Here is a 17663-nt window from a genome sequence, read left to right as displayed (position 1 = left end):
GTGTACGTAACTAGGATGGTGGCCGAGGTGATGACATGGCAGTCCGAGGGGCCGTACCCGAGGTGATCTGGGCGCGCCCCGAGCGCACCGGGCGTGGGCCGAGACCGGCGTACAGCCGCGACGACATCGCGGCCGCGGCCGTGCGGATCGCCGACGCGCGGGGGCTCGACGCCGTGTCGATGCGGCACGTCGCGGCGGAGCTGGGGTGCGGGACGATGTCCCTGTACAACTACGTGCCGCGCAAGGAGGACCTGTACGAGCTGATGATGGACGCGGTCGCCGCGGAGCACGTGCTGTGGGAGCCGGGTGGCGACTGGCGGGCGGAGCTGATGCGCGTGGCGCACCAGGCGCGGTCGCTGATGCGCCGGCATCCGTGGATGCCGCGGCTCATGTCGCCGGTGTACGGGTTCAGTCCGCACACGCTGCGGTACCTGGAGCACTGCCTGGCGTGTCTGGACCCGCTGGAGGCCCCCTACGGGACGAAGCTCGAACTCATCGCCATGGTCAACGGTGTGGTGACGACGTACGTGCGCAACGAGCTGGACACCGCCGAGCGGGTGCGGGCGCTGCCGTGGTCGCAGGACGAGGAGACCGCGGTGCGGGGGGCGTACCTGGCGCGGCAGGTGGCGTCCGGGAAGTACCCGAGGCTGGCGGAGGCGTTCGCGCAGGACCCGGGGCCGGTGGACATGGAGGCGGTTTTCGAGCGGGCGTTGGGAAGGGTCCTGGACGCCTACTCCCCGCACTAGCCGGACCGGCTACAACAGGGCGAACTGCCCCTCCGGGCCTTCCTCGGGGCGGTCCAGGACCGAGGCGGGTCGGCGGGACGCGGGTGGCGGCGGGAGGACGCCCGAGCGCCGGAGATCGTCCGCGGTGATCGGTGAGGTCACCTCCGGCTCGGCTCGCCGCGGGTGGAGTCCGGCCAGCAGCGCCAGCACCGTGATCAGCTCCAGCAGCTCCGAGGTCCAGGACTGCGGCCAGGCCGCCGGGCGGATCGTCTCCAGCGTGCCGGGAGCCGCCGCGGCCGTGCGGGAGGTGAACCACGACTCCAGGACGCGGGTGCCGTTCAGCTGGTAGTCCCAGACCTCCGGGAGGACGGGGGAGACGCGGCCCTCGTCCAGGTGGAGGGTCTGCTCCTCGGGTTCGTAGCGGAGGGCCGAGGGGCGGGGCGGCAGGGGCGCGCGGACGTAGGGGCGGCGCCCGCCCGGCAGTTTGGGGCGGTCGCCGTCGCGGCGCAGCAGCCACAGGGTGCGTCGGCCCGACTCCACTCCCGCCGACCACAGTCCCGGGTCGGCGGTCAGGGGGACCGTGTGGTCGGGGCGGGTCGTGGCCAGGAACCAGCACAGCAGGTCGAGCGGGGTGACCCGGACGCCGAGGCGGGCCGTCAGGTGGTCCAGGAGCCCGGGGGCCAGGTTGGGTTCCGCGGCGCCCGGCCGGCGGTGGAGGGGGCGGACGCGGCCGGTGCGCAGGGTGGGCAGGAGGGACGTGGCGAGCAGGGGGTGGCGGTCGTCCGGGGTCTCCACCAGGAAGATCTGGTCGGCGTCCGCCACGCGCCACAGCTCCGGGCGGGCCGCGTCGAGCAGCCGGTGGTCCGGGATCAGCCACTGCTCGTCGAAGGGGCCCGCCAGGACCCGGACCGGCTCCGCGCAGGGTCCCCCGGCGCGGGCCAGGCGCTCCGTGCCGGTCGGCTGACCGGGCAGTTGGCCCACGGCCGAGTGCAGGGTGCGGGCCCTGCTCGGCTCGAACAGGGCCTCGCGGTCCGTTGGTCCGGCCTTCAGCAGGGTGTCCCAGCGGGCCTTCAGCGAGGCCGGGTCGGGCGCGGTCGGCCAGGTGCGGCCCGGCCGCAGCGGTGCGACGGACCACGGCATGAGGTCCGCCAGCAGCGGAGCGTCGTCGTCGTACGGCACGCTGGGCATCGTACGGGCCGGGACCCGCGGGCGGGTCAGGTGGCGTCCAAGGTCACCGTGAAGGAGAAGCGGTCGCCCCGGTAGTGGATGACCGCCACGTCCAGCACCCGGCCCTCGGTGTCGTAGGTGATGCCGGTGTAGTGCAGGATCGGGCTGAGCAGCGGGACCCGGAGGAGGCGGGCGGTCTCCGGGTCGGCGATCCGGGCCTCCACCGTGTCCGTGATGCGGCTGATGTCGGCCTTGACGACGTCCCGCAGCACCTTCGTCATCGGCCAGCGGACCAGGTCCTCCAGGTCGATCCGCGCCGCCAGTTCGGGGCGCACGTGGTTGACGGCGTGGTTGGTCGGCTCGTCGGTCTGCTCGTCGAAGCGCAGCCGGTGGTACGTGGCCACCTCGGTGAGGTCCGGGAAGCAGTCGGTGAGCCCGCCCGGCACCGGCGCGGGCCCGTGGCCCAGCAGTTCCGTGCGCATCCCGGACTGCTGGGCCACGATCGCGTCCACCGAGCCCAGCAGCCGCACCGGGGTGCCGCGCCGGGCATCGGGCTCGATGAAGGTGCCGCGCCGCCGGTGCCGGGTGATCAGCCCCTCGTCCTCCAGCTCCTTCAGCGCCTGGCGCATGGTCAGCACGCTCACCCCGTAGTGCTCCGCGAGGCGCTCCTCGGTGGGCAGGCGCAGCGGGTCCGCGGGCGAGCGGCCCAGTATCGAGGCGCGCAGCGACTGCGACACCTGATACCAGAGCGGCAGCTTGCGGTTCAGGACGATCGAGTCAGGGGCGAAGGAGGTCACGCTGATATCCGTACCGGTCGGCAACAACGGGCGCAACACGCGTGTCAGATACGGAAGTCCGGCGTCAGGCCCCGCCACACGTCGTCGTAGCCCTGCTGGAGGTGGTCGGCGCGGGCCGCGTGCGGGGTGAGCGTCACCGGCCAGCGGGTCTCGAACATGAAGGCGAGGCCGTCGTCGATCTTCTGGGGCGTCAGCTCGGCCGCGCTCGCCCGCTCGAACGTCTCCCGGTCCGGGCCGTGCGCCGACATCATGTTGTGCAGCGAGCCGCCGCCGGGCACGAAGCCACCCGGGCCGGCGGTCTTCGCGTCGTAGGCGCCCTCGATCAGGCCCATGTACTCGCTCATCACGTTCCGGTGGAAGTACGGCGGCCGGAAGGTGTCCTCGCCCACCAGCCAGCGCGGCGCGAAGACGACGAAGTCGACGCCGGCCAGGCCCGGGGTGTCCGAGGGGGCGGTCAGGACCGTGAAGACGGAGGGGTCCGGGTGGTCGTAGGAGATGGTGCCGATCACGTTGAAGCGGCGCAGGTCGTACACGTACGGCACGTGGTTGCCGTGCCAGGCGACGACGTCGAGGGGCGAGTGGTCGTAGCGGGCCGTCCAGAGGTTGCCGCAGAACTTGTTCACCACCTCCACCGGGCCCTCGGTCTCCTCGTACGCGGCGACCGGCGCGCGGAAGTCCCGCGCGTTGGCGAGGCCGTTGGCGCCGATCGGGCCCAGCTCCGGGAGGCGGAACGGCGCCCCGTAGTTCTCGCAGACGTAGCCGCGGGCCGACTCGTCCAGCAGCTCCACCCGGAACCGCACCCCGCGCGGGATCAGCGCCACGTGCGCGGGCTCCACGTGCAGCCGCCCGAACTCGGTGTGCAGCAGCAGCCCGCCGCGCTCCGGGACGATCAGCAACTCGCCGTCGGCGTCGGAGAAGACGCGCTCCATCGAGGCGTTGGCGTGGTACAGGTGCACGGCCATGCCCGCGCGTTGGGTCGCGTCGCCGTTGCCGCCGAGCGTCCACAGGCCGGCGAGGAAGTCGGTGCCCGCGGCCGGCTCCGGCAGCGGGTTCCAGCGCAGCCGGTTGGGGTCGGGTACGGTCTCGTTGAAGGGTGCCGTACGGATCGATCCGTTGGCGGTACGGGTGAACCGCGGGTGGGCGGCCGACGGGCGGATCCGGTACAGCCACGAGCGGCGGTTGTACGCGCGGGGCTCGGTGAAGGCCGCGCCGCTGAGCTGCTCCGCGTACAGGCCGAGCGGCGCGCGCTGGGGCGAGTTGCGGCCCTCGGGCAGGGCACCCGGCACCGCCTCCGAGGCGTGCTCGTTGCCGAACCCGGTCAGATAGGACAGCCCCTCGGCGGTCTTGCGCGCGTCCCCGCTCATGGTCTTCCCCACGCTCCTTTGCGCTTCTGAGTACATCCGCGGATTCCTATGCATCACCGTAGGAATGCGGGGAGCCGCGCGCAAGGGGGCGGGCCGGGTGGGTGCCGTGGTCCGGCAGGTCCAAGGGGCGCACTCCGGGGCGTTCCGCCCACCGAGGGCCCCTCCTCCCTCCGGGGTAGGCCCGGAACCCGACTTCAGGCGGATTCCCGGGCCCGGCGCGGTGTTCTACGCTCCCGGGCATGTCGTGGACGAGGGAGACCCGAGGACGCCTGGCCGCGCTCGCGGTGTGCCTCCTGCTGCCGCTCGGCGCGGCGGGCTGCGGTACGGCGCAGGGGGGCACGGGTACCGGCGGCGGCACGGGCGCGGCGGGCGTGGACTCGCCCTCGCCCGTCGGCAAGGTGCTGGACGACACCGACGGCACCGGCCGTCATCTGCGCGAGGTGGGCGGCGGGGACGCCCCCCGGGTCGGCGTCGAGATCACCCCGGACACCGCGGGCGGCTGGGACGTGCGGCTGACCTTCCGGCACTTCCGGGTCTCCACGCCCGGCGCCCGCCCGAGGGCGGTGACCGGGCGCGGGCTCGCCTGTCTCTTCGTGGACGGCCGCCGGGTCGCCCGGCTGCACAGCCCCGAGTACCGGCTGCCCGCCCGGCTCGTCCCGCACGGCACCCACCACGTCACCGCCCGCCTGTACGCCGACGACGGCACGGTGTGGGCCGTCCACGGGAAACCGGTCCAGAGCACCGCCGACATAACGGTGTCCGTCACCCGGGCGCCCCGGCCGTCCGGCCGGGGCGCCGACCGCCAGTCGGACGGCTGAGGGCTTCGGCCGCGCTTCTCCGTACCCTGGGACCAGGTTCACCGGACCCCGGCGGAAAGGCATCATGAAGCCCGTGCCCCACGCGACCTCGCTCCGCCGCGCCCCCGTCCAGCGGCGCAGCGCCGAACGGCTGGCCAGGATCCTCGACGCCTGCGCCGAACTCCTCGACGAGGTGGGCTACGACGGACTGAGCACCCGCGCCGTCGCACTGCGCGCCGACGTGCCCATCGGCTCGGTCTACCGCTTCTTCGGCAACAAACGGCAGATGGTCGACGCGCTCGCGCAGCGCAATCTGGAGCTGTTCACCGCGCACGTCACCGAGCGCCTGGAGCGGTCGGTGGCGGGGGACTGGCGGGCCGCGATGGACGCGGTCCTGGACGAGTACCTGGCGATGAAGCGCACCGCGCCCGGCTTCTCCCTGGTCGACTTCGGCAACCAGATCCCGGTCGGCGTCCGCCGCGCCGAGCCCAACAGCCGGGTCGCCGACCGGCTTTCGGAGCTGCTCGCCGCCTATATCGGCCGCGCCCCCGACGAGGACCTGCGGCGGGCCTTCCTCATCGCCGTGGAGAGCGCGGACACCCTGGTCCAGCTGGCCTTCCGGGTCGATCCGGAGGGTGACGAGGCGATCATCCGCGAGACCCGGGAACTGCTGCGGGCGTACCTGGGGCGGCTGTTCGACTGAGAGGCCGGCCGCAGGGGCTCCCGAACATGCCAACCGGTCGGTAGGCTCCCCGTCGTGCCGTCGCCGACCCTCCGGGAGGACCCGTGTCCCGCACCGCCCTGCGCATCTGCCCGCTGTGCGAGGCCACCTGCGGACTGACCCTCACCATCGAGGGCAGCCGTGTCACCGGCGCCCGCGGCGATGGCGAGGACGTCTTCAGCAAGGGCTTCGTCTGCCCCAAGGGCGCCGCCTTCGGGGCCGTCGACGGCGACCCCGACCGGCTGCGCACCCCCCTCGTGCGGGAGAACGGCCGGCTGCGCGAGGCCGGCTGGGAGGAGGCGTTCGACGCGGTCGCCGCCGGGCTGCGCCCCGTGGTGGAGCGGTACGGCCCCGACGCGCTCGGTGTCGTCCTCGGCAACCCGAACGTGCACACCATGGCCGGCGCCCTCTACCCGCCGGTCCTGCTCGGCGCCCTGCGCACCCGGAGCCTGTTCACCGCCTCCACGGTGGACCAGATGCCCAAGCACGTCTCCAGCGGGCTGCTGTTCGGCGATGCCCACGCCATCGCCGTACCCGACCTGGACCGCACCGACCACCTGCTCCTCATCGGTGCCAACCCCCTGGAGTCCAACGGCAGTCTGTGCACCGCCCCCGACTTCCCGGGCCGGCTCAAGGCACTCAGGGCGCGCGGCGGACACCTGACGGTGGTCGACCCGCGCCGCACCCGCACCGCCCGCCTCGCCGACCGGCACGTGGCGATCCGGCCCGGCACCGACGCGCTGCTGCTCGCCGCGATGGCGCAGGTGCTCTTCACCGAGGGCCTGGTGGACCTCGGCGGCCTCGCCCCCCATGTCGAGGGCATCGAGGAACTCCGGGCGGCGCTCGGCGACTTCACCCCCGAGTCCGTCACCGCCGCCTGCGACGTCGAGGCGGACGAGATCCGCGCCCTCGCCCGCGAACTCGCCGCCGCCCGCACCGCCGCCGTCTACGCCCGCATCGGCAGTTGCACCGTCCCGCACGGCACCCTCGCGAGCTGGCTGGTCGATGTGCTGAACATCCTCACCGGCAACCTGGACCGGCCCGGCGGCGTCCTCTTCCCGCTGGCCGCCACCGCCAGGACCCCCCGCCCGCCGGGCCCCGGTCACGGCTTCGCGCTGGGCCGCTGGCACTCGCGGGTACGCCGGCACCCCGAGGCGAAGGGCGAGTTGCCGCTCGCGGCGCTCGCCGAGGAGATCGACACCGCGACCGAGGAGGGCGAGCCGATCCGGGCGCTGATCGTGGTGGCCGCCAACCCGGTGCTGTCCGCGCCCGACGGCAACCGCCTCGACAAGGCGCTCGGCTCCCTCGACTTCCTGGTCAGCGTCGACCCGTACCTCAACGAGACCTCGCGCCACGCCCACGTCGTGCTGCCCCCGCCGCCGCCCTCGCAGAGCCCGCACCACGACTTCGCGTTCAACGCCTTCGCCGTGCGCAACCAGGTCCGCTACACCCGCCCCGCGATCCCGCTGGAGCCCGGCCGCATGGCCGAGACCGAGATCCTCGCCCGGCTCACCCTCGCGGCCACCGGCATGCACGGAGCCGACCCCGGCGCCGTGGACGCGATGGTCGTCGAGCAGGCCCTCGGCAAGGCCGTACGGGACCCCGGCTCGCCCGTGTACGGCCGCGATCCGGGCGAACTCGCCGCTTCGCTCACCGGCGGGACCGGACCCGAGCGCCGGCTCGACATGATGCTGCGCCTCGGCCCCTACGGCGACGGCTTCGGCGCCCGGCCGGACGGGCTGACCCTGGCCGTGCTCCTCGCCCACCCGCACGGCATCGACCTCGGCCCCCTGCGCCCGCGCCTCCCGGGGCCCCTCAAGACCCGCAGCGGCAAAGTGGAGTTGCTGCCCGCACCGATCGCCGCCGACCTGCCCCGGCTGCGCGCGGCCCGCGACGAGCGCCCCGCGGGACCGGTCCTCGTCGGCCGCCGCCATCTGCGCTCCAACAACAGCTGGATGCACAACGTCCCCGTCCTCACCGGCGGCAGCAACCGCTGCACCCTGCACGTGCACCCCGAGGACGCGGCCCGGCTCGGCATCCGGGACGGCGCGCGGGTGCGCGTCAAGGGCGCCGGTGGAGAGCTGGTGGCACCGGCCGAGATCACCGACGCCGTGCGGCCCGGCGTGGTCAGCCTGCCGCACGGCTGGGGTCACGACCGCCCCGGCGCCCGGCTCGCGCACGCGGCCACCACCCCGGGCGTCAACGTCAACCAACTCCTCGACGGCACCCTGCTCGACCCGCTGTCGGGCAACGCCGTCCTCAACGGCATCCCCGTCGAGTTGGCCGCGGCCCCCTGACGTACGGACGTTCCCTCACATTGCGCCGCCAGGGGGATATCTGACGGCGCGCCGGGCGTCGGTGCCGTCGGCGTCCGTGTGCATTGGGCAGAGTCCAGACGAGATCGATTTGTATGAAAATCGTCTGACTCGGAGGAAATGCGCATGCCCACCCGGACATTCCCACGCACCGCCGGCACCCGCGCCGGCGCCACCGTCGTCCTGACCGCACTCGCCGCGGCGGGCGCCTCGTGGGTGGCGGCACCGACTGCCATGGCCCAAGGGGAGAACGGCGACATCAGAGTCCACCGGGTCGGCACGCCCTTCGGCGTCTCGAAGGACGACCCCACGGTCTGCCGGTTCTACCTCGACGCCGTCAACTTCGACGTGCTGCCCGTCATCGCCTACACCATCACGCCGCAGCCTCCGCTGCCCACCGCGGCCACCGTCACCGGCACCATCCAGCTCGCCGCGGGCGCCGGACACACCGACCCGCTGGGGCTCGCGGACGGCCAGTACCGGATCACCTGGACGGTGGCCGGCGCCCTCAAGGAGAAGGTCTTCCGGGTCAACTGCCGGGAGAACGGCGCCCAGGGCGCGCCCGGTCAGATCGGTGACCCGCAGCAGCACGAGGACCCGCAGCAGCACAACGACACGAGCTGGGGCGAGGGCGGCGACCACGACGGCCCGCAGGGCGGGGTGCACGCGGGCGGCGGCGGACTGGTCGACACCGCGGCCGCGTACTCCCCGGTGGGCGCCGCCGCGGCGGTGGGCCTGATCGCGGTCGGCGGAGCCGCGTACCTCCGGCGCAGCCGCCGACGGCCGCATGGCGCCGCGTAGGCGCGGACGCAGGCCCTGGTACCGGACCCGCGCCTATCGCCTCACCAGGACGGCCGTGCTCGCGGCCGTCCTGGTGACGCTCGTCAGCCGGTGCGGGGACGACGGCGCACCGGGCCGCACGGACGGCCCGGACACCGTCACCGCCGCCGGGGCGGACCCGGGTGCGGCCGACGGGCGCGGCCGGGCGGGGACCGGCTCGGCCCGCCCGCTGCCCCGGTCCCGGCCCACCTCCCTGCGCATTCCCTCGCTCGGCATCGACGCCCCGGTCACCGCGGTACGGCTCGGCGGCGACCGGCAGCTGGAGACGCCGCCGTTCGACCGCCCGAAGACGGCCGGCTGGTACGAGGGCGGCGCGACCCCGGGGGAGGCGGGCACCGCGATCGCCGTCGGCCATCGGGACACCCCGTCCGGGCCCGCGGTCTTCGCCGCCCTCCCGCTGATCAAGCCCGGCAAGGCCATCGAGGCGCGGCGCGCGGACGGCCGTACCGCCGTCTACACCGTGGACCGGGTCCAGGTCTTCGACAAGTCCGGCTTCCCCGACAAAGAGGTGTACGGCCGCTCCCGCCGTCCGGAGCTGCGCGTGCTCACCTGCGGGGGCCTGTACAACAGGCGCAACGGGTACTCCAGCAACGTCGTGGTCTTCGCCCACCTCACCGCGACCAGGTGAGGCCGCTCGGCGAGAGCGTCTGGCGCCGCAAAACTATCGCCGCTAGTTTGTGGGGCGGACGACGCGGAGATCAGCCGGGAGGAAGCAGCATGAAGGCACACGACGGGCTGTACATCGACGGCGCCTGGCGCCCCGCGAGCGCGGACGACGTGATCGAGGTCGTGAACCCGGCCGACGAGCGGGTCATCGCCCGGGTCCCGGCCGGCGGCCCCGAGGACGTGGACGCCGCCGTCCGCGCTGCCCGCGCCGCCCTGCCCGGCTGGGCCGCCACGCCGCCCGCCGAGCGCGCCGCCCGCCTCACCGCCCTCCGGGACGCCCTCGCGGCCCGCAAGGACGAGATCGCCGAGACGGTCACCGCCGAACTCGGCTCACCGCCCGCGTTCTCGGAGGCCGTGCACGCGAGCCTGCCCATCGCGGTCGCCGGCACCTACGCCGAACTCGCCGCGAGCCGCCCCTTCGAGGAGAAGGTCGGCAACTCCACCGTCCTGCACGAACCCGTCGGCGTGGTGGGCGCGATCACCCCCTGGAACTACCCGCTGCACCAGATCGTCGCCAAGGTCGCCCCGGCGCTCGCCGCGGGCTGCACCGTCGTCCTCAAGCCCGCCGAGGACACCCCGCTCACCGCCCGGCTGTTCGCCGAGGCGGTGCACGAGGCGGGCGTACCCGCGGGCGTGTTCAACCTCGTCACCGGTCTCGGTCCGGTAGCGGGGCAGGCCCTCGCCGAGCACCCGGACGTGGACCTCGTCTCCTTCACCGGCTCCACCGCCGTCGGCCGCCGGATCGGCGCGCTGGCCGGCGGGGCCGTGAAGCGGGTCGCCCTCGAACTCGGCGGCAAGTCCGCCAACGTCATCCTGCCGAGCGCCGACCTCGCCAAGGCGGTCAACGTCGGCGTGGCCAACGTGATGTCCAACTCCGGACAGACGTGCAGCGCCTGGACCCGGATGCTGGTCCACCGCGACCGGTACGAGGAGGCCGTCTCGCTGGCCGCGGCCGCCGCCGGGAAGTACGGCGACCGCATCGGACCGCTGGTCAGCGCCAAGCAGCGGGAACGGGTGCTCGGTTACATCGAGAAGGGCGTCGCCGAGGGCGCCCGGCTGGTCGCGGGCGGCCCGGACACCCCGCGCGAGAAGGGCTTCTACGTCAGCCCCACCGTCTTCGCCGACGTGACACCGGAGATGACCATCGCCCAGGAGGAGATCTTCGGGCCGGTGCTCTGCCTCCTCGCCTACGACGACGAGGACGACGCCCTGCGCATCGCCAACGGCACGGTGTACGGGCTCGCCGGCGCGGTCTGGGCCGGTGACGAGGACGAGGCGGTGGCCTTCGCCCGGCGGATGGACACCGGACAGGTCGACATCAACGGCGGCCGCTTCAACCCCCTCGCCCCGTTCGGCGGGTACAAGCAGTCCGGGGTCGGCCGGGAACTCGGCAGCCACGGCCTCGACGAGTACCTCCAGACCAAGTCCTTCCAGTTCTGAGGGAGTCCGCCCGCCATGGCCGTTCGAGCCGCTGTCCTTCCCGCCGTCGGCGCACCCCTGGAGATAACCGCCATCGAGCTGCCCGACCCGGGCCCCGGACAGGTCCGGGTCCGGCTCGCGGCGGCCGGGGTGTGCCACTCCGATCTGTCCCTGTCCGACGGCACGATGAGCGTGCCGGTCCCCGCCGTGCTCGGTCATGAGGGCGCGGGGACGGTCGTCGCCGTGGGGCCGGACGTCACCCACGTCTCGCCCGGCGCGTCCGTCGTCCTCAACTGGGCCCCCGCGTGCGGGCGCTGCCACGCCTGTTCGCTCGGCGAGGTCTGGCTGTGCGCCGCCGCGCTCAACGGCGCGGCCTCGGTCTACGCCCACGCGGCGGACGGCACCCCGCTCCATCCCGGTCTGAACGTCGCCGCGTTCGCCGAGGAGACCGTCGTCCCCGCGTCCTGTGTCCTCCCGCTGCCGCCGGGCGTGCCGATCGCGGACGCCGCGCTGCTCGGCTGCGCCGTGCTCACCGGCTACGGGGCCGTCCACCACAGCGCCCGGGTGCGGGACGGGGAGACGGTCGCGGTGTTCGGCGCGGGCGGGGTGGGGCTGGCGGCACTCCAGTCGGCGCGGATCGCGGGCGCGTCCAGGATCATCGCCGTCGACGTCTCCGCGGAGAAGGAGGCCCTGGCCCGTGCGGCCGGCGCCACCGACTACCTCCTCGCCTGCGCCACCACGCCCCGCGAGATCCGCGCGCTCACCGGGAAGCAGGGCGTGGACGTCGCCGTCGAGTGCGCGGGCCGCGCGGTCAGCATCCGCGCGGCCTGGGATTCCACGCGGCGGGGCGGCCGTACGACGGTCGTGGGCATCGGCGGCAAGGACCAGCAGGTCACCTTCAACGCCCTGGAACTCTTCCACTGGGGCCGCACGCTCTCCGGCTGCGTCTACGGCAACAGCGATCCCGCCCGCGACCTGCCCGTGCTGGCCGGGCATGTCCGTACCGGCCGGCTGGACCTCTCGGCCCTGGTCACGGAACGCATCGGGCTCCAGGACATCCCGGGGGCCTTCGAGAACATGAGGGTGGGGAAGGGGGGCCGGGCGCTGGTGGTGTTCTGAGGCGGCGAGGGGGCGCGGGGAAGCGCGCGATCAGCCGCGGCGTGCCCGTACCCGGCGGCGCACCGCCGCACCCGCCCCCGTGGCCGGGACTCATCCGAGCGCACCCGGAGAGATCCCCAGCAGCGCGGACAACGCCCGCTCCCCCGGCGGAGTCACCCGGACGGCCCGCTCGCTCCCGATCCGCTCGCACCACCCCGCATCGAGCGCGTGCCGGCACAACGCCGCCCCCGCCGCCCCGGCGAGGTGCGGGCGGCGTTCCGTCCAGTCGAGGCACGCGCGGGCGAGCGGGCGGCGGCCGGCGGAGGCCAAGGGGATACCCGTCGTCGCGAACCAGTCGACGCCCGCGTCCGTCAGAGCGAACCCCGTGTCCTGCCGCAGCAGCCCCCGCGAGATCAGCGCGTCCGTGAGGGCGATGCCGAGACGCCCGGCGAGGTGGTCGTAGCAGGTGCGCCCCCGCGCCATGGCCGACTCGACGCCGGCTTCGCGCAGGGTGCGCACGGCTCGCCGCCCCGCCGCCGGAGGCACGTGCGCCGCGAGGTCCTCCACCAGCGTCGCCGCCCGCGCGTCGGCCAGCCGCACATACCGGTGCCGCCCCTGCCGCTCCTCCGCGAGCAGCCCGCCCGCCACCAGCCTGCCCAGATGCTCGCTCACCGTGGACGCGGCCACCCCGGCGCGCCGCGCCAGCTCGCCCGCCGTCCAGGCGCGGCCGTCCAGCAGGGCCAGCAGGCACGCCGCCCGGGTCTCGTCCGCGATCAGCCCGGCGAGCGAGGCGAGCCCCGCGGCCCGTGGGTCCTTGGTCCTGGTCATGCCTCCCAGGATGCGCCGGGAACGCTTCGGCCGGTACCGAAGTGTGGGAACAGGGGTCTAAGCGCCCTGCCGTACCCGCTCGTACTGCTGCGCCAGCCCGTCCAGCAGCGCCGAGAGCCCCGTCTCGAACGCCCGCTCGTCGATCTTCTCCTGCTGTTCGGCGAGCAGGTGGGCCTGTCCCAGATGGGGGTAGTCGGCGGGGTCGTACGCGCTCGCGTCGTCCACGAACCCCCCGGCGAACGAGCCGAGCGCGGAGCCCATGATGAAGTACCGCATCAGCGCCCCGATGGACGTGGCCTGCGCCGGCGGCCACCCGGCGTCGACCATCGCGCCGTACGCCGCGTCCGCCACCCGCAGCGCGGCCGGCCGCCGCCCGGGGCCCCGCGCCAGCACGGGCACGATGTTGGGGTGGGCGCGCAGGGCGGCCCGGTAGGAGACGGCCCAGTCGTGCAGCGCGGTCCGCCACGCGCGGCCGTCCTCGAACATCGACAGGTCCACCAGCGCGCTCACCGAGTCCGCGACCGCCTCCAGGATCTCGTCCTTCGTGCGGAAGTGGTTGTACAGCGAGGGCCCGCTCACCCCCAGCTCCGCGGCGAGCCGGCGGGTGGAGACGGCCGCCAGGCCCTCCCGGTCCACGAGTTCGCGGGCCGTCCGGACGATCCGGTCGGTGCTGAGCAGGGGCTTGCGCGGTCGGGCCATGGCGCACATAGTAGGGCTGCGACTGTAAACTAGCAGTGCTAATTTAAATGTATGAGGTGATCTCGTGGTGAACCTGGGGCTCAGCGAGGAGCAGGCCGCCGTACGGCGGCTCGCGCGGGACTTCGTGACACGCGAGATCGCCCCGCACGTGGTCGCCTGGGACCGGGCCGAGGAGGTCGACCGGGGCATCGTGAAGAAACTCGGCGAGGTCGGCTTCCTGGGGCTGACGATCCCGGAGGAGTACGGCGGCTCCGGCGGTGACCACCTCTCGTACTGCCTGGTCACCGAGGAACTCGGGCGCGGTGACTCCTCCGTGCGCGGCATCGTGTCCGTCTCCCTCGGCCTCGTGGCCAAGACGATCGCCGCCTGGGGCGACGAGGAGCAGAAGCGGCGCTGGCTGCCGGGGCTGACCGCGGGCGAGTACGTGGGCTGCTTCGGCCTCACCGAGCCCGGCACCGGCTCCGACGCGGGCAACCTCACCACCCGTGCGGTGCGCGACGGGGACGAGTACGTCGTCAACGGTGCCAAGATGTTCATCACCAACGGCACCTGGGCGGATGTCGTCCTGCTCTTCGCCCGCTCCACCGACGCCCCCGGCCACAGGGGCGTGAGCGCCTTCCTCGTGCCCACGGACACGCCCGGCCTGAGCCGTCGCCCGATCCACGGCAAGCTCGGCCTGCGCGGCCAGGCCACCGCCGAACTCGTCCTCCAGGACGTGCGGGTGCCCGCCTCGGCGATGCTGGGCGAGGAGGGCAAGGGCTTCTCGGTCGCCATGTCCGCGCTCGCCAAGGGCCGGATGTCGGTCGCCGCGGGCTGCGTCGGCATAGCCCGCGCCGCGCTGGACGCGGCGCTCGCGTACGCGGGGGAACGCGAGCAGTTCGGCAAGCCGATCGCCGGGCACCAGCTGGTGCAGGAGCTGATCAGCGACATCGCCGTCGACGTGGACGCGGCCCGGCTGCTCACCTGGCGGGTCGCCGATCTGATCGACCGCGGCGAGCCGTTCGCCGTCGAGTCCTCCAAGGCCAAGCTGTTCGCCTCCGAGGCCGCCGTCCGCGCCGCCAACAACGCGCTCCAGGTCTTCGGCGGTTACGGCTACATCGACGAGTACCCGGTCGGCAAACTGCTGCGCGACGCACGGGTGATGACCCTCTACGAGGGCACCAGCCAGATCCAGAAGCTGGTCATCGGACGCGCGCTGACCGGGGTTTCGGCGTTCTGAGCGCTTCCGGGGTCCCCGAGTACCGCCTGGGCGGGCGGACGGGGCGGGGGCCACGTCCGCCGATGCTCCTCCCGCGAGCGACACGCCGGTCGGGCGGCGGGGCACGGCCGCTTTCCGCGGCCGGTCCGCCGCGTCCCTCGCGGTCGCCGGGGCGATCCCCCGACCGCCGGGAGGGCCGGGCGGATCGTCGGCCGGGTCGATCCGGCCCGTCCGGACAGGCTCCTCGCGGAGCACGACCCGTTCGCCGAGCGGCCCCGGCCTACCGGAGGGCCTTCGGGCTGCTGCGCTAAGCGGTCGCTCACCGTCGGCGGTATGGTGGTGCTCCTGTCACCGAGAGGGGCTAGAGAGCGATGAGTACGGCGGAGGAGACGACCGGCGGCGAGGCGGAGCCGTGGGAAGAGGTCACCCCTGACGCGGCCCGGCGCCTGCTGGTCGCCGCCGTGGAGGCCTTCGCCGAGCGCGGCTACCACGCGACGACGACCCGGGACATCGCGGGTCGCGCCGGGATGAGCCCCGCCGCGCTCTACATCCACTACAAGACCAAGGAAGAGCTGCTCCACCGGATCAGCCGCATCGGCCACGACAAGGCGCTCGACATCCTGCGTACGGCGGCCCGCCGCGAGGGCACCGCGAAGGCGCGGCTCGCCGACGCGGTCAGCTCCTTCGTCCGCTGGCACGCCGGGCGGCGGACCACCGCGCGCGTCGTGCAGTACGAGCTGGACGCCCTCGGCCCCGAGGCGCGCGCGGAGATCCTCGGGCTGCGCCGGCAGGTCGACGCCGAGGTGCGCGGGATCATCGAGGACGGCGTGGCCGCGGGCGAGTTCGACGTGCTCGACGTGCAGGGCACGACGCTCGCCGTCCTGTCGCTGTGCATCGACGTGGCCCGCTGGTTCAACATCGACGGGCCACGTACGCCCGAGGCGGTCGGCGACCTGTACGCCGAGCTGGTGCTGCGGATGGTCGGGGCGAAGTAGCCCCGGCCGCGCGCGCCGCCTACAGGTAGTAGCGGGACACCGACTCCGCCACGCACGCCGGCTTGTCGCCGCCCTCGCGCTCCACGGTGAAGGCGACGGTGACCTGGACGCCGCCCGTGACGTCCTCGACCCCGGTGATCCTCGCGGTGGCGCGCAGCCGGGAGCCGACGGGGACGGGGGAGGGGAAACGGACCTTGTTCGTGCCGTAGTTGACGCCCATCTTCACGCCCTCGACGCGCATCAGCTGCGGGCCGAAGAGCGGCAGCAGCGAGAGGGTGAGGTAGCCGTGCGCGATGGTGGTCCCGAAGGGCCCCGAGGCGGCCTTCTCCGGGTCCACGTGGATCCACTGGTGGTCGCCGGTGGCCTCGGCGAACAGGTCGATCCGCTTCTGGTCGACCTCCAGCCAGTCGGTGTACCCCAGCTGCTCGCCCTCGGCCGCCTTCAGCTCGGCGGGGGAGGTGAAGATCCTCGGTTCTGCCATGTTCCCGGCCTCTCGATCGCATTGCTAAGCAACTGCTTAGCATGGTCCGGTACGAGGGCGATGTCAACGGATTGACTAGGCTCTGAGGGGTGCCGCAGATTCCCGAGAAGATCCATGAGCTGACCGTCGGCCAACTGTCCGCGCGCAGCGGTGCCGCCGTGTCCGCGCTGCACTTCTACGAGGCCAAGGGGCTGATCTCCAGTCGCCGCACCGCCGGCAACCAGCGCAGGTTCAGCCGTGACACGCTGCGCCGGGTGGCGTTCATCCGCGCGGCGCAGCGGGTGGGCATCCCCCTCGCCACGATCCGCTCCGCGCTGGCCGAGCTGCCGGAGGAGCGGACGCCCACGCGGGAGGACTGGGCACGGTTGTCGGAGGCGTGGCGGTCGGAGCTGGACGAACGGATCACCCAGCTCAACCGTCTGCGCGACCACCTGACCGACTGCATCGGGTGCGGGTGCCTGTCCCTGGACACGTGTGTGCTGTCCAACCCGGACGACGTGTTCGGGGAGCGGCAGGCGGGGTCGCGACTGATGGCGGAGGGGCGGTAGACGTGTCGTGCCGCCCCGGTCACTCGTACTCCGTCCCGCCCTTGCGCGTCAGACACGCCGGGCTCACCGCCTTCGCGATCGCCCGGCCGCCGGTCACCGGGCTGTAGCGCTCGGTGGCCGGGCGTATCACCGCGCCCTCGCGCAGGTGCAGTCCGCGGCCGGACACGGTCTCCCGGCCGCTCGCGAGGGACAGCACCTCTCCGACGCCGTCCAGCGCCTTCGGCCGGCACACGATGCCCTGCGACAGCTCGCCCCGCAGCCGTACCGCCCCGACCCGGTTGGCCGCGGCCCCGGCGAGCCGCCCGGTCAGCCCCAGCTCCTCGGTCAACTCGTCCGGGAGCACCGCCTGTTCGGGGATGCGGACCGCCACCTCCCCGCTCCGGAAGGCGCCCCTGGCCACCACGGCCCGGTACAGCCCCACCTGCGCCAACCCCAGCGCGTCGGCGTTCGGGTGCTCATGGACGGTCAGCACCTCGGCGGTCACCCGCAGCGTGGACATGAAGGTCCCCCTTCGTATCGGTGACGACTCCGACCCCCGCCGCTGTCCCGGAGGTCAAGACCGAATGCCCGCCTCCACGCGGACACCGCGTTCCCGCAGCGGGGCGGCCGGTTCCGCCGCGCCCGGTTCATGCCAGTCGACCGAGGCGAAGCCGGGCGGGAGGGACCAGGAGCGGACGTGGGCGAGGCGGGCGGCGGGGTCGGCCCAGGCGCCGGTGGTCACGCCGATCGGGACCGGGACCTCGGCACGGAGCGCTTCCAGGGTCGGTCCGAGGACGCGTGGCGAGAGACTGTCGCGGCCGCACGGGCACTTGGGGTGGACATGGATCTCCCTGGTCCCGGCCGCGACGGTCTCCGCGGTGGAACGCCCCAGGTCCCGCGGTGACCTGGGAACGGCCGGTCCGTGCCCCGCCGTACGGCCTCCGTTGAGACATGCCCGCACCATGTCCCGATGGTGCCAGGCGTCGCCGGTGACGCCGGCGGCGCGTGGGGGGGCGCGGCATCCCC

Annotated in this window: 18 protein-coding genes and 1 pseudogene; 11 read left to right on the top strand and 8 right to left on the bottom strand. The window is 73.9% G+C overall.

Annotated elements, in window-relative coordinates; all coding sequences use genetic code 11:
• The first annotated feature begins 35 nt into the window (after positions 1–35).
• Positions 36–746: a TetR/AcrR family transcriptional regulator gene (locus tag QSK45_RS32390; RefSeq protein ID WP_285562467.1), complete on the top strand. Its 711-nt coding sequence runs from the start codon at positions 36–38 to the stop codon at positions 744–746.
• Between the two features lie 9 nt (positions 747–755).
• Here QSK45_RS32390 and QSK45_RS32385 read toward each other — a convergent pair whose 3' ends face one another.
• From QSK45_RS32385 to hmgA, 3 genes are read right to left on the bottom strand one after another with little or no spacing between them, the layout of a single operon-like run.
• Positions 756–1913 (bottom strand): type ISP restriction/modification enzyme, encoded by a 1158-nt coding sequence (locus QSK45_RS32385; RefSeq protein ID WP_285562466.1) that lies wholly within the window; start codon positions 1911–1913, stop codon positions 756–758.
• A gap of 26 nt (positions 1914–1939) precedes the next feature.
• Positions 1940–2689, bottom strand: a complete 750-nt coding sequence (locus QSK45_RS32380) for a GntR family transcriptional regulator (protein ID WP_285562465.1) — start codon at positions 2687–2689, stop codon at positions 1940–1942.
• 44 nt (positions 2690–2733) lie between these two features.
• Entirely contained in the window at positions 2734–4053 is a 1320-nt protein-coding gene (gene hmgA / locus QSK45_RS32375) for a homogentisate 1,2-dioxygenase (RefSeq protein WP_285562464.1), read from the bottom strand.
• 239 nt (positions 4054–4292) lie between these two features.
• Here hmgA and QSK45_RS32370 point away from each other — a divergent pair, with 239 nt between their 5' ends.
• The 7 genes from QSK45_RS32370 to QSK45_RS32340 all read left to right on the top strand — a co-directional run bounded on the left by QSK45_RS32370 (position 4293) and on the right by QSK45_RS32340 (position 11930).
• The gene (locus tag QSK45_RS32370) at positions 4293–4871 is read left to right on the top strand and encodes a hypothetical protein (RefSeq protein WP_285562463.1); all 579 of its coding nucleotides are present in this window, start codon (positions 4293–4295) and stop codon (positions 4869–4871) included.
• Between the two features lie 64 nt (positions 4872–4935).
• Positions 4936–5553, top strand: coding sequence for a TetR/AcrR family transcriptional regulator (locus QSK45_RS32365; RefSeq protein ID WP_285562462.1), 618 nt, complete (start codon positions 4936–4938; stop codon positions 5551–5553).
• 83 nt (positions 5554–5636) lie between these two features.
• The gene (locus tag QSK45_RS32360) at positions 5637–7868 is read left to right on the top strand and encodes a molybdopterin oxidoreductase family protein (protein ID WP_285562461.1); all 2232 of its coding nucleotides are present in this window, start codon (positions 5637–5639) and stop codon (positions 7866–7868) included.
• A 144-nt stretch (positions 7869–8012) separates the two neighbouring features.
• Positions 8013–8687, top strand: coding sequence for a hypothetical protein (locus QSK45_RS32355; protein ID WP_285562460.1), 675 nt, complete (start codon positions 8013–8015; stop codon positions 8685–8687).
• On the top strand, positions 8674–9354 hold the full coding sequence (locus QSK45_RS32350) for a class F sortase (protein ID WP_285562459.1): 681 nt from the start codon (positions 8674–8676) through the stop codon (positions 9352–9354). Before QSK45_RS32355 ends, QSK45_RS32350 begins: the two co-directional genes overlap by 14 nt.
• Before the next feature lie 89 nt (positions 9355–9443).
• Positions 9444–10832: an aldehyde dehydrogenase family protein gene (locus tag QSK45_RS32345; RefSeq protein WP_285562458.1), complete on the top strand. Its 1389-nt coding sequence runs from the start codon at positions 9444–9446 to the stop codon at positions 10830–10832.
• A 15-nt stretch (positions 10833–10847) separates the two neighbouring features.
• Positions 10848–11930 carry a Zn-dependent alcohol dehydrogenase gene (locus QSK45_RS32340; protein WP_285562457.1) on the top strand — a complete coding sequence of 361 codons (1083 nt, stop codon included), beginning with the start codon at positions 10848–10850 and terminating at the stop codon, positions 11928–11930.
• 90 nt (positions 11931–12020) lie between these two features.
• Here QSK45_RS32340 and QSK45_RS32335 read toward each other — a convergent pair whose 3' ends face one another.
• Together QSK45_RS32335 and QSK45_RS32330 are read right to left on the bottom strand one after the other, a co-directional pair.
• Positions 12021–12737, bottom strand: a complete 717-nt coding sequence (locus QSK45_RS32335) for an ArsR/SmtB family transcription factor (protein WP_285562456.1) — start codon at positions 12735–12737, stop codon at positions 12021–12023.
• Between the two features lie 57 nt (positions 12738–12794).
• Positions 12795–13436 carry a TetR/AcrR family transcriptional regulator gene (locus tag QSK45_RS32330; protein ID WP_125208946.1) on the bottom strand — a complete coding sequence of 214 codons (642 nt, stop codon included), beginning with the start codon at positions 13434–13436 and terminating at the stop codon, positions 12795–12797.
• Positions 13437–13503: 67 nt separating this feature from the next.
• Here QSK45_RS32330 and QSK45_RS32325 point away from each other — a divergent pair, with 67 nt between their 5' ends.
• On the top strand, positions 13504–14655 hold the full coding sequence (locus QSK45_RS32325) for an acyl-CoA dehydrogenase family protein (RefSeq protein WP_285562535.1): 1152 nt from the start codon (positions 13504–13506) through the stop codon (positions 14653–14655).
• Positions 14656–15005: 350 nt separating this feature from the next.
• Positions 15006–15629, top strand: a complete 624-nt coding sequence (locus tag QSK45_RS32320) for a TetR/AcrR family transcriptional regulator (RefSeq protein ID WP_285562455.1) — start codon at positions 15006–15008, stop codon at positions 15627–15629.
• A 19-nt stretch (positions 15630–15648) separates the two neighbouring features.
• Here the strand turns inward: QSK45_RS32320 and QSK45_RS32315 are convergent, their stop codons facing one another.
• On the bottom strand, positions 15649–16110 hold the full coding sequence (locus tag QSK45_RS32315) for a MaoC family dehydratase (RefSeq protein ID WP_285562454.1): 462 nt from the start codon (positions 16108–16110) through the stop codon (positions 15649–15651).
• A gap of 89 nt (positions 16111–16199) precedes the next feature.
• Here QSK45_RS32315 and soxR point away from each other — a divergent pair, with 89 nt between their 5' ends.
• Positions 16200–16658 carry a redox-sensitive transcriptional activator SoxR gene (gene soxR, locus QSK45_RS32310; protein WP_285562453.1) on the top strand — a complete coding sequence of 153 codons (459 nt, stop codon included), beginning with the start codon at positions 16200–16202 and terminating at the stop codon, positions 16656–16658.
• Between the two features lie 19 nt (positions 16659–16677).
• Here the strand turns inward: soxR and QSK45_RS32305 are convergent, their stop codons facing one another.
• Positions 16678–17157, bottom strand: a complete 480-nt coding sequence (locus QSK45_RS32305; protein WP_285562452.1) for a hypothetical protein — start codon at positions 17155–17157, stop codon at positions 16678–16680.
• Positions 17158–17214: 57 nt separating this feature from the next.
• Positions 17215–17601, bottom strand: a pseudogene (locus QSK45_RS32300) (3-keto-5-aminohexanoate cleavage protein); the annotation flags it as partial.
• Positions 17602–17663: the final 62 nt, after the last annotated feature.

It is taken from the genome of Streptomyces hygroscopicus subsp. hygroscopicus, assembly GCF_030269125.1.
Classification (GTDB): domain Bacteria; phylum Actinomycetota; class Actinomycetes; order Streptomycetales; family Streptomycetaceae; genus Streptomyces; species Streptomyces hygroscopicus_C.
The sequence above is the reverse complement of the archived record's forward strand: the minus strand, read 5'-3'. Positions and strand labels throughout refer to the sequence as shown.

Bases quoted from the DNA above. Each gene is read 5' to 3' on its own strand.
- QSK45_RS32390 (WP_285562467.1), top strand. From the start codon at position 36: ATGGCAGTCCGAGGGGCCGTACCCGAGGTGATCTGGGCGCGCCCCGAG.
- QSK45_RS32385 (WP_285562466.1), bottom strand. From the start codon at position 1,913: ATGCCCAGCGTGCCGTACGACGACGACGCTCCGCTGCTGGCGGACCTC.
- hmgA (WP_285562464.1), bottom strand. From the start codon at position 4,053: ATGAGCGGGGACGCGCGCAAGACCGCCGAGGGGCTGTCCTATCTGACC.
- QSK45_RS32370 (WP_285562463.1), top strand. From the start codon at position 4,293: ATGTCGTGGACGAGGGAGACCCGAGGACGCCTGGCCGCGCTCGCGGTG.
- QSK45_RS32365 (WP_285562462.1), top strand. From the start codon at position 4,936: ATGAAGCCCGTGCCCCACGCGACCTCGCTCCGCCGCGCCCCCGTCCAG.
- QSK45_RS32355 (WP_285562460.1), top strand. From the start codon at position 8,013: ATGCCCACCCGGACATTCCCACGCACCGCCGGCACCCGCGCCGGCGCC.
- QSK45_RS32350 (WP_285562459.1), top strand. From the start codon at position 8,674: ATGGCGCCGCGTAGGCGCGGACGCAGGCCCTGGTACCGGACCCGCGCC.
- QSK45_RS32345 (WP_285562458.1), top strand. From the start codon at position 9,444: ATGAAGGCACACGACGGGCTGTACATCGACGGCGCCTGGCGCCCCGCG.
- QSK45_RS32340 (WP_285562457.1), top strand. From the start codon at position 10,848: ATGGCCGTTCGAGCCGCTGTCCTTCCCGCCGTCGGCGCACCCCTGGAG.
- QSK45_RS32335 (WP_285562456.1), bottom strand. From the start codon at position 12,737: ATGACCAGGACCAAGGACCCACGGGCCGCGGGGCTCGCCTCGCTCGCC.
- QSK45_RS32330 (WP_125208946.1), bottom strand. From the start codon at position 13,436: ATGGCCCGACCGCGCAAGCCCCTGCTCAGCACCGACCGGATCGTCCGG.
- QSK45_RS32320 (WP_285562455.1), top strand. From the start codon at position 15,006: ATGAGTACGGCGGAGGAGACGACCGGCGGCGAGGCGGAGCCGTGGGAA.
- QSK45_RS32315 (WP_285562454.1), bottom strand. From the start codon at position 16,110: ATGGCAGAACCGAGGATCTTCACCTCCCCCGCCGAGCTGAAGGCGGCC.
- QSK45_RS32305 (WP_285562452.1), bottom strand. From the start codon at position 17,157: ATGTCCACGCTGCGGGTGACCGCCGAGGTGCTGACCGTCCATGAGCAC.